Origin of the sequence: Aquabacterium sp. (genome assembly GCF_021768455.1) — a bacterium.
Taxonomy (GTDB): Bacteria; Pseudomonadota; Gammaproteobacteria; order Burkholderiales; family Burkholderiaceae_C; genus Aquabacterium.
The window spans coordinates 1-9,001 of sequence record NZ_JAIZVX010000162.1; the positions used below are offsets into that span (position 1 = coordinate 1).

Consider the following 9,001-nt stretch of genomic DNA (forward strand, 5'->3'; position numbering starts at 1 on the left):
GGTACGGTATTCGTGACCGACGATCGGGGCCAACATGAAGTGCAACTGGAATGGTTGCTGGGGGAGCGCGGGTAAGGCAAGGTGGCGCCCACCGCCTGATAGCCCCCGTTTACTGATCCGAGATTCCATGCGTATCGAACCCCGCCCGCTGCCCGCCGAATTACCCTTTCTCGGCGACCTGCCGCCCTTGCTGACCCGCCTGTATGCCGCCCGGGGCGTGCGCAGCCCCGATGAACTCGACGACAACGCCGCCAGGCTGCTGCCACCGGCGAGCCTGCTGGGCGCCACCCAGGCCGCCACCTTGCTGGCCGATGCGATCGCGCAGGGCCAGCGCATCTGCATCGTGGCCGACTACGACTGCGACGGCGCCACCGCCTGCGCCACCGGCCTGCGCGGCCTGGCCATGCTGGGTGCCCGCTCCGACCAGCTCAGCTACGTGGTGCCCGACCGCGCCGTGCACGGCTATGGCCTGACGCCGCCCATCGTCGACCTGGTGCGTGCCCAGCGCGCCGACGTGCTGGTGACCGTGGACAACGGCATGGCCAGCCATGAAGCCGTGCGCCTGGCCCGCGCACAGGGCATGAAGGTGCTGATCACCGACCACCACCTGCCCGTGGTGCTGGCCGATGGCACGGTGAGCCTGCCCGAGGCCGACGTGATCGTGAACCCCAACCAGCCGGACTGCGGCTTTGCCAGCAAGGCCCTGGTGGGGGTGGGCGTGATGTTCTACGTGCTGCTGGCCCTGCGTGCCGAGCTGCGCCAGCGCGGTGCCTTCGATGCCGCCAGCCAGCCGCGCATCGACAGCCTGCTCGACCTGGTCGCCCTGGGCACCATCGCCGACGTGGGCCGCCTGGACGACAACAACCGCCGCCTGGTGGCCCTGGGCCTCAAGCGCATCCGCGCCGGGCGCATGCAGCCCGGCATCGCCGCGCTGTTTTCGGCCGCGGGCCGCGACCCGGCCAAGGCCAGCAGCCAGGACTTCGGCTTTGCCCTGGGCCCACGCGTGAACGCCGCAGGCCGCCTGGCCGAGATGGGCCTGGGCATCGAGTGCCTGGCCACCGACGACCCGGTACGCGCCGACGTGCTGGCCCGCCAGCTCGACGCCATCAACCGCGAGCGCCGCGACCTGGAAAGCGGCATGCGCGAGCAGGCCGAGATGCTGCTCGATCAGGTCATGCCCGAGGGCGAGCCACCGGCCGCCATCACCATCTTCGATCCGGACTTCCACGAAGGCGTGGTGGGCATCGTGGCCTCGCGCCTGAAGGACCGGCTGCACCGCCCGACCTTCGTCTTCGCGCTGGGCCAGGACGGCCTGCTCAAGGGCTCGGGCCGGTCGATCCCGGGCTTTCATCTGCGCGATGCGCTCGACCTGCTGAGCAAGCGCCACCCTGGCCTGCTCAAGCGCTTTGGTGGGCACGCCATGGCCGCGGGCTGCACGATCGACGAGGCCGATGTCGACACCTTCGAGGCCGAGATGACGCGCATCGCGCAAGACGACATCGCCCCCTCGCTGCTGCTGCGCCAACTGGCCACCGATGGCCCGCTAGACGCGCAATGGTTCACCCCCGAGACGGTGTCCCAGCTGGACGCCGCCGTGTGGGGCCCGGGCTTTGAGGCGCCCGTGTTCAACGACCGGGTGGAGGTGCTGAACCAGCGCCTGGTGGGCGAGCGCCACCTCAAGCTCAGCCTGCGCGTGCAAGGGCAGGTGCGCGATGGCATCTGGTTCGGGCGCACCGAACCCTTGCCGGCACAGACGCAGCTGGCCTTTCGGCTCAACCTGGACGAGTTCCAGGGCCGTCAGCGGGTGCAGATGGTGGTGGAAGGTGCGGTGGACGCACCCGAGGCCTGAGGCGAGGCTCAGCGGTAGGCCGTCAGGGCCTTGGCAGCAGGGCTTTGGCCCAGTGCACCGTAGGTGGCGGGTGCCTGCTCGCGGGGCAGCAGCACATCGAGCGTGCGCCCCAGGGCCGCGGTGACGCGTTGCACGGCCGCCTGCTGGTGATTGACGCGCTCACGGGCGCGGCGCAGTCGCTGCAGCAACTCGGCGTCGGTCGCACGCCCGGCACGGGTGTCGTCTGCCATGGTCTGCAGGGCCTCGCCCAGGCAGCGCTGCAGGGCCGCACTGGCCTGTTCGATGCGCTCGGAGGCATCGCCCGCCAGGGCCTCGTCCAGCGCCTGAAGACCGGCTTCGATGGCCACCACGCGTGCCCCCATCGCGCCCGTAGCGGGTGGCGGGGACACGGCCTGACCGGTCTGGGTGTGCAGGGTGCGCGAGAGGCTCATGGGCCGACGATCTGGCAAAAATGATCAGGCCGCGCGGGCCGTGAGCAGGTCCTTGGCATTGCTGATCAGCTTGTCGGCAATGACCTCGGGGTTGACCTTGTAGCTGCCGTTGTCGATGGCCTGCTTCACGCTGGAAACCTTGTCGGCATCGAAGTCGCCGTCGGCGCCGCTCATCAGGCCGGTGGCGGCCGAGGACAGCGTGACCTTCGCGCTCGAGCTGACGCCGCCGTCCAGCGAGCCGGTCTTGCCCGAGGTCGTGGTCGTGCCGGTCGCATCGGGGCGCGTGCTGGTGGCCGCGCCGATGGCCTTGTCGAGGGGGTTGCCAATCTTCATGATGTACTCCTTGTTCCCGGTGATCACCGGGTGGTCACATCTGCGATATCGACGCGATGTGGACCGACTTTAATGCGAATGTCCGGAACCCCCACAGACAGGGGGTCAGGATGCGTAAGGCTTGGTGTCAAAGCGTGAGCTCCGCCAGGCGTTCACCCACCGGCATGCCGCACAGGACCTTGCCATTGTCGGTGCGGATGCGGGCGCAACGCCCCTCGTCACCATGGCTGATGGCCAGGCCTTCGGCCACCACTCGGAACCCTGCGCCGACCACATTGAGCCGAACCGTGTCGCCCGAGGCAAACCAGCGGCGGGCGCGGACATCGTCCTGGCGGATGGACTGGCCGGGTTCGATGCCACGCACCACCGACCGCCCCACGATATCGGCCGCGTTCTTCAAAGCTGGAGAAGAAGATGAAGCCAGGTCGACCTCGGTGAGGCGCAGGTCGGCCTGGTTCACCAGTTGACCCGGCCGCAGCGGCACCACGGCCACCAGCGCCTGCCCCCAGACCTTGACGGTCACGGGCCAGTAGACATTCCATTTGACCGGGCCCTGCTCGCAACGCAGGCCCACACGCGTGCGGCCCCAGACCTGGGCCCCTTCGGGCAGGTAGGCGCGGATGCGTTCGCAGGGGGCCAGCTTGAGGCGAGGATCGAGCTGGCCGAGCTCAAACTCCACGCGCCAGGGCTTGTCGCCGGGGGCATGGGCCTCATCGCGGATGGGCGTGGGCTGCAGCTTGAGCAGATTTTGCACTTCGCCTTGCAGGGCGCCGACCTCGGGCAAGGCGGGCGATTGCGCCCGGGCCGAAGGCGCACACAGCGCGGCCATGGCACACAGGGCCGCCCAGGCCAGTGCAGCCAGGGCCGACAAGGCCCACTGCAGCGGCTCCAGGCCCAGGCCGGGACCGACAACGCGCCGCGACGGTCGCACGATGGCGCGCGATGAGGTGGCGGAGGACGTGGGGACGCTTTGCATGATGGGGCCACTGTAGGCAAGACCCAGCCGCCGGGTGGGCCCGAAATGCGCCGCGTTTGGCCGCTTATTTCGGCTCATGTTCCGGGGCTGGCGGATTCACCATCCTGTCCAGGCTGCAAAGGGTGTACCTGCCCCGAGCAGCGGTGCCGGAGGCCCCCGATGTTGAACCGCTTGACCGAATCCTTGAATTTCCAGGCAGAGGCGCTGAACCTGCGCTCGGAACGCCAGCGCCTGATCGCCAGCAACATCGCCAACGGCGACACCCCCGGCTACACCGCCCGCGACTTCAAGTTCAGCGACGCCCTGCGCGACGCCACCGGCCAGGCCTCCGCCGCGCAGACGGTGCTGCAGCCTACCAAGCTGCCATTGGCCACGGCCAACAGCGGCCACCTCGCCCTCAACGGGCTGCCATCAGGCAGCCGCGCACAGCCCGAGATGAACTACGCCCTGCCCTCGCAGACCAACCTCGACAGCAACACCGTCGACATGGACCGCGAACGCGCCAACTTCGCCGACAACACCGTGCGCTATGAGGCCACGCTGCGCTTCATCAATGGCCAGGTGAAGACCTTGAACACGGCCATCACGGGCCAATGAGCTGAAGCGACCAGGAGTACGCCATGTCGATGTTCAATATTTTCAATGTGTCAGGCAGCGCCGTCAGCGCCCAGTCACAGCGGCTCAACACAGTGGCCTCCAACCTGGCCAATGCCGACACCGTGGCCGGCCCCGATCGCCAGGCCTACAAGGCCCGCCAGGTGGTGTTCCAGACCACGCCGATGGGCGAGGTGGGCACGGCCGGCGTCACCGTCAGCCAGATCACCGAAGACCAGACCCCCGGTCGCCGTGTGCACGACCCCAAGCACCCGCAGGCCGACGCCGAGGGCTACGTCACCTACAGCAACGTCAACGCGGTGGAAGAGATGGTCAACATGATCTCGGCCTCGCGCTCGTACCAGAGCAACGTCGAGGTCATGAACACGGCCAAGACCCTGTTGATGAAAACCTTGCAAATGGGCCAGGGCGGCTGAGCCTTGAGACCAGCGCGTCACCGAACCGCCCCACCTGAAAGCACCCATGGCCACCACCTCTGCCGCCACCTCCAGCGCCGCCGCCACCGCGGCCAGCGTCACCGCCGCCACCACCAAGGCCGGCACCACCAACGAGGCCTCCGACCGCTTCCTCAAGCTCCTGGTCACACAGATGCAGAACCAAGACCCGCTGAACCCGATGGACAACGCACAGGTCACCAGCCAGATGGCGCAGATCCAGACCGTGACCGGCGTGGAAAAGCTCAACACCACCATGACCGATCTGGGCGCCAACCTCACGCAGATGCAGATGCTGCAGGGCGCGGGCCTGGTCGGACACAACGTCTGGCTGGAGGGCAACCAGCTGACCGTGAACGACCAAGGCGTGGCGAGTGGCGGCTTCGATCTGGCCTCCTCTGCCGGTGCCGTGCACATCGACATCCTCAACAAGGCTGGCAAGGTGATCGACTCGATCGACCAGAGCGCCGTGGCCGCCGGCCGCCAGGGCTTCACCTGGACCGCCCCCAGCGACATCGACACCACCGGCCTGAGCTTCAAGGTCACGGCCACCACCGGCAAGACCGCGGTGGGCAGCACCTCGCTGATGCAGGACCGCGTGAACGCGGTCAGCACGCAGAACGGCGCACTGACACTCGAACTCGCCAACAAGGGCAGCGTGGCCTACAGCACGGTCAAGGCCGTGTCCTGAGTCACGACGTTCCCCCACCCCACGACGCACCGCTTTCCCCGCAGTCACCCCCGAAAGGAACAGAAATGGGCTTCCAGCAAGGACTTTCCGGCCTCAACGTCTCGAGCAAGAGCTTGCAGGTCATCGGCAACAACGTGGCCAACGCCAACACGTTCGGAGCCAAGACCGCCCGCGCCGAATTCGCCGACATGTATGCGGCGTCCCTGGGGGGTGGCGGCAGCAACAACATCGGCATCGGCGCCACCATCGCCTCGGTGGCCCAGCAGTTCACGCAAGGCAACATCACCACGACCGACAACCCGCTGGACATTGCCATCAACGGCGACGGCTTCTTCAAGGTGCAGCGCTGGGACCAGGGCAGCAATGGCGCGCTGTTCGAATCGGGTGAAAAGCTCTTCACGCGCAACGGCCAGTTCAAGGTGGACAACCAGGGTTACATCGAGAACAACCAGGGCCACAAGTTGCTCAACGAAGGCGATCAGCCCATCAAGCTGGCCCTGACCGGCGGCAGTGCGCAGGCGACCAGCAACATCACGATGGACATCAACCTGAACGCCTCGGAAACGGTGGACGACGCCTACGACCTCACAGCCTACCCCCCGCTGTCCGGCACCTACACCTTCAGCACCACGCAGACCGTGTACGACGGCTCGGGCCAGGGCGTCGGCGTCGACTACTACTACCGCAAGAGCGGCAACGACACCTGGGACGTCTACACCGCGGTCAACGGCACCTACCTGCCCAAGGGCGCGACCACACCGGCCTTCCAGCTCACCTTCGACGCGACCAGCAGCCAGCCCACCCAGGTGACCGACTACAACGGCACCACCTACAGCACGACTGGCACCATGGGCGTGGTGCCCCTGCCCCCGATCACGGGCACCGACGTGGGCATCAGCACCCTGGGCACCATCAACTCGACCGTGGACTGGAGCAGCGCGACCCAGTACGCCGGCAAGTCGGTGGTGAACGAACTGGCGCAAAACGGCTACCCCCGTGGCGACTTCTCCAGCTTCAGCATCGACTCCCAGGGCGGCATCCAGGTGCGCTACACCAACGGACAGACCGTGACCGAAGCACAAATCGGCCTGGCCCGCTTCAACAACTCTCAGGGCCTGGAGCCCAAGGGCGGCAACGAATGGGGCCAGACCGCGGCCTCTGGCCCGGCCCAGTACGGCAACCCGGGCGCCGGACGCCTCGGCCTGCTGCAGGGCGGTGCGCTGGAAGAATCGAACGTCGACCTCACGGGCGAGCTGGTCAACATGATCGTGGCGCAGCGCACCTACCAGGCCAATGCACAGACGATCAAGACGGAAGACCAGGTGCTGCAGACCCTGGTGAACATCCGCTGATGCCCCAGCCCCTCACTGAGCAGGACACGAGGAACCGCCCATGGACCGCATGATCTACCTCAGCATGGCTGGCGCCAAGATGAACATGCAGCGCCAGGACGTGCTCTCCAACAACCTGGCCAACGTGACGACCACGGGTTTTCGGGCCGAGCTGCAGGCCATCCGCGCCGTGCCGGTGCGGGGCGATGGCGCCAGCACCCGCGTGTACGCGCTGGAGACCACCGTGGGCTACGACGACACCGCCGGCCCGGTGGCCTTCACCGGCCGCGACCTGGACGTCGCCATGACCGGCAAATCGTGGATGGCGGTACAGGGGCTGGACGGCACCGAGGCCTACACCCGCTTCGGTGCGCTGGCCGTGAACCAGGAGGGCAACCTCGTCACCCAGGGCGGCCTGACCGTGCTGGGCGATGGCGGCCCGATCTCGGTGCCGGCAGAAACCGCCCCCAGCATCGCGCCCGATGGCACGGTGAGCGCCAAGGCCCGCAATGGCCGCGTCACCCAGATCGGCAAGATCAAGATGGTGACCCCCGAAGACAAGCTGGTGCGCGGCGAAGACGGCCTCTTCCGTGCCGCCGATGGCGCCGAGCTGCCGCTGGACGCCACCGCCCGCCTGCAGGATGGGGCGCTGGAGGGCTCCAACGTGAACCCGATCGAAACCATGGTCTCGATGATCGCCGCGGCGCGGCAGTTCGAGACCCAGATGAAGATGATGCAGACCGCCGAGCAAGACGACAAGGCGGCCTCGCAACTCCTGTCAGGCGGCGCCTGACCCCTGAAGCTGTAAGCGCCCCGCGCGAAGGAGACCGGCCATGATGCGTTCCCTGTGGATTTCGAAGTCCGGGATGGAAGCCCAGCAAACCCAGCTGGACCACATCTCCCACAACCTGGCCAACAGCGGCACCAACGGCTACAAGCAGTCGCACGCCGTGTTCGAAGACCTGATGTACCAGAACCTGCGCCAGGGTGGCGCCAACAGCTCGGAGCAGACCACCCTGCCCACGGGCCTGCAGGTGGGCCTGGGCGTGCGCCCTGTGGCGACCTCGCGCCAGTTCACGCAGGGCAACCTGCAGCAGACCTCGGGCAACCTGGACATCGCCATCAACGGCAAGGGCTTCTTCCAGATCACCCAGCCCGATGGCACCACCGGCTACACCCGCGACGGCGCCTTCCAGCTCGACAACCAGGGCCAGATCGTCACCAACAACGGCTATGTGCTGCAGCCGGGCATCACGGTGCCGGCCAACGCCACCAACCTCACCATCGGCGCCGACGGCACGGTCACGGCCAACCTGCCTGGCCAGACGGCCCTGGCCAACCTGGGCCAGATCCAGCTGGCCACCTTCATCAATCCGGCCGGCCTGGAGCCCAAAGGCCAGAACCTCTTCACCGAGACCGTGGCCTCGGGCACGCCCCAGACCGGCGCACCGACCACCAGCAACCTGGGCTCGCTGTCTCAGGGCTTTGTCGAGACGTCCAACGTCAACGTGGTGCAGGAACTGGTGCAGATGATCCAGACCCAGCGCGCCTACGAGCTCAACTCCAAGGCCATCCAGACCTCGGACCAGATGCTGCAAAAGCTGGGGCAGATGTGATGCGCGCCGCCCGCCAAGTCGCCCTCGCATGGCTGGGCAGCGTCGCGCTCAGCGGCTGCATCGCAACGGCCCCCAGGGTCGATGTGGTCGAACCCACACAAGTTCGGCCCTCGGCCGCGGCCTATGTGGCGCCCACCAACGGCTCCATCTTCCAGGGCGTGGCCTATCGGCCGCTCTACGAGACGCACCGCGCCCGCATGGTGGGCGACATCATCACCGTCACCATCAGCGAAAACATCTCGGCCAAGCAGGAGAGCACCAGCCAGATCGAGAAGAAGGGCAGCGTCAGCAGCACGGTGTCGGCCGCGCCCTTCATCCGTTCCGATCAGCTCCTCAAGCTCAATGCCACCGGCAGTTCCGACAACAAGCTCGATGGCAAGGGCAGCACGGCCTCGTCCAACGTGTTCACCGGCACCATCACGACCACCGTGGTGGAGGTGCTCGCCAACGGCCACCTGGTCATCTCCGGCGAGAAGCAGATCGGCGTGACCAACAACGTCGACCGCCTGCGTTTCTCGGGCCAGGTCGACCCCATGAGCGTGCAGCCGGGCAATGTGGTGCTGTCCACGCAGATCGCCAACGTGCGCATCGAGCAGATGGGCAGAGGCGCAGGCGCCGAGGCCAATCAAATAGGCTGGCTTGCCCGCTTCTTTTTGAACATTCTGCCGATCTAAAGCTCTCGACAATGAGACCGAACCCCCAAGGAAGTCGGTCTCATGCAAGCC

The 9,001-nt window shown here is 67.1% G+C and carries 11 protein-coding genes; 8 read left to right on the forward strand and 3 right to left on the reverse strand.

The window, feature by feature from the left end:
- Nucleotides 1–127 precede the first annotated feature (127 nt).
- Nucleotides 128–1,849, forward strand: a complete 1,722-nt coding sequence (gene recJ / locus QZ994_RS16870) for a single-stranded-DNA-specific exonuclease RecJ (RefSeq protein ID WP_290874330.1) — start codon at nucleotides 128–130, stop codon at nucleotides 1,847–1,849.
- An 8-nt stretch (nucleotides 1,850–1,857) separates the two neighbouring features.
- Here the strand turns inward: recJ and QZ994_RS16875 are convergent, their stop codons facing one another.
- The 3 genes from QZ994_RS16875 to flgA form a co-directional block, all read right to left on the reverse strand.
- Nucleotides 1,858–2,280, reverse strand: coding sequence for a hypothetical protein (locus tag QZ994_RS16875; protein WP_290874333.1), 423 nt, complete (start codon nucleotides 2,278–2,280; stop codon nucleotides 1,858–1,860).
- A 24-nt stretch (nucleotides 2,281–2,304) separates the two neighbouring features.
- Nucleotides 2,305–2,613 (reverse strand): flagellar biosynthesis anti-sigma factor FlgM, encoded by a 309-nt coding sequence (flgM, locus tag QZ994_RS16880; RefSeq protein WP_290874336.1) that lies wholly within the window; start codon nucleotides 2,611–2,613, stop codon nucleotides 2,305–2,307.
- Between the two features lie 127 nt (nucleotides 2,614–2,740).
- Nucleotides 2,741–3,589 carry a flagellar basal body P-ring formation chaperone FlgA gene (flgA, locus tag QZ994_RS16885; protein WP_290874339.1) on the reverse strand — a complete coding sequence of 283 codons (849 nt, stop codon included), beginning with the start codon at nucleotides 3,587–3,589 and terminating at the stop codon, nucleotides 2,741–2,743.
- Between the two features lie 159 nt (nucleotides 3,590–3,748).
- Here flgA and flgB point away from each other — a divergent pair, with 159 nt between their 5' ends.
- The 7 genes from flgB (at nucleotide 3,749) to QZ994_RS16920 (ending at nucleotide 8,950) form a co-directional block, all read left to right on the forward strand.
- Entirely contained in the window at nucleotides 3,749–4,186 is a 438-nt protein-coding gene (gene flgB, locus QZ994_RS16890) for a flagellar basal body rod protein FlgB (RefSeq protein ID WP_290874342.1), read from the forward strand.
- A 23-nt stretch (nucleotides 4,187–4,209) separates the two neighbouring features.
- The gene (gene flgC / locus QZ994_RS16895; protein WP_290874345.1) at nucleotides 4,210–4,620 is read left to right on the forward strand and encodes a flagellar basal body rod protein FlgC; all 411 of its coding nucleotides are present in this window, start codon (nucleotides 4,210–4,212) and stop codon (nucleotides 4,618–4,620) included.
- 46 nt (nucleotides 4,621–4,666) lie between these two features.
- Nucleotides 4,667–5,329: a flagellar hook capping FlgD N-terminal domain-containing protein gene (locus QZ994_RS16900; RefSeq protein ID WP_290874348.1), complete on the forward strand. Its 663-nt coding sequence runs from the start codon at nucleotides 4,667–4,669 to the stop codon at nucleotides 5,327–5,329.
- A 65-nt stretch (nucleotides 5,330–5,394) separates the two neighbouring features.
- Nucleotides 5,395–6,681: a flagellar hook protein FlgE gene (locus QZ994_RS16905; RefSeq protein WP_290874351.1), complete on the forward strand. Its 1,287-nt coding sequence runs from the start codon at nucleotides 5,395–5,397 to the stop codon at nucleotides 6,679–6,681.
- A gap of 40 nt (nucleotides 6,682–6,721) precedes the next feature.
- Nucleotides 6,722–7,453: a flagellar basal-body rod protein FlgF gene (flgF, locus tag QZ994_RS16910; RefSeq protein ID WP_290874354.1), complete on the forward strand. Its 732-nt coding sequence runs from the start codon at nucleotides 6,722–6,724 to the stop codon at nucleotides 7,451–7,453.
- Between the two features lie 40 nt (nucleotides 7,454–7,493).
- The gene (flgG, locus tag QZ994_RS16915; RefSeq protein WP_290874357.1) at nucleotides 7,494–8,276 is read left to right on the forward strand and encodes a flagellar basal-body rod protein FlgG; all 783 of its coding nucleotides are present in this window, start codon (nucleotides 7,494–7,496) and stop codon (nucleotides 8,274–8,276) included.
- A complete protein-coding gene (locus QZ994_RS16920) occupies nucleotides 8,276–8,950 on the forward strand; it encodes a flagellar basal body L-ring protein FlgH (protein WP_290874360.1) in 675 nt (224 codons plus the stop codon). Before flgG ends, QZ994_RS16920 begins: the two co-directional genes overlap by 1 nt.
- Nucleotides 8,951–9,001: the final 51 nt, after the last annotated feature.

Excerpts from the sequence above, each read along its gene's own strand:
- flgG (WP_290874357.1), top strand. The coding sequence starts at position 7,494 with ATGATGCGTTCCCTGTGGATTTCGAAGTCCGGGATGGAAGCCCAGCAA.
- QZ994_RS16920 (WP_290874360.1), top strand. The coding sequence starts at position 8,276 with ATGCGCGCCGCCCGCCAAGTCGCCCTCGCATGGCTGGGCAGCGTCGCG.
- QZ994_RS16905 (WP_290874351.1), top strand. The coding sequence starts at position 5,395 with ATGGGCTTCCAGCAAGGACTTTCCGGCCTCAACGTCTCGAGCAAGAGC.
- flgF (WP_290874354.1), top strand. The coding sequence starts at position 6,722 with ATGGACCGCATGATCTACCTCAGCATGGCTGGCGCCAAGATGAACATG.
- flgB (WP_290874342.1), top strand. The coding sequence starts at position 3,749 with ATGTTGAACCGCTTGACCGAATCCTTGAATTTCCAGGCAGAGGCGCTG.
- recJ (WP_290874330.1), top strand. The coding sequence starts at position 128 with ATGCGTATCGAACCCCGCCCGCTGCCCGCCGAATTACCCTTTCTCGGC.
- flgC (WP_290874345.1), top strand. The coding sequence starts at position 4,210 with ATGTCGATGTTCAATATTTTCAATGTGTCAGGCAGCGCCGTCAGCGCC.
- flgA (WP_290874339.1), bottom strand. The coding sequence starts at position 3,589 with ATGCAAAGCGTCCCCACGTCCTCCGCCACCTCATCGCGCGCCATCGTG.
- QZ994_RS16875 (WP_290874333.1), bottom strand. The coding sequence starts at position 2,280 with ATGAGCCTCTCGCGCACCCTGCACACCCAGACCGGTCAGGCCGTGTCC.
- QZ994_RS16900 (WP_290874348.1), top strand. The coding sequence starts at position 4,667 with ATGGCCACCACCTCTGCCGCCACCTCCAGCGCCGCCGCCACCGCGGCC.
- flgM (WP_290874336.1), bottom strand. The coding sequence starts at position 2,613 with ATGAAGATTGGCAACCCCCTCGACAAGGCCATCGGCGCGGCCACCAGC.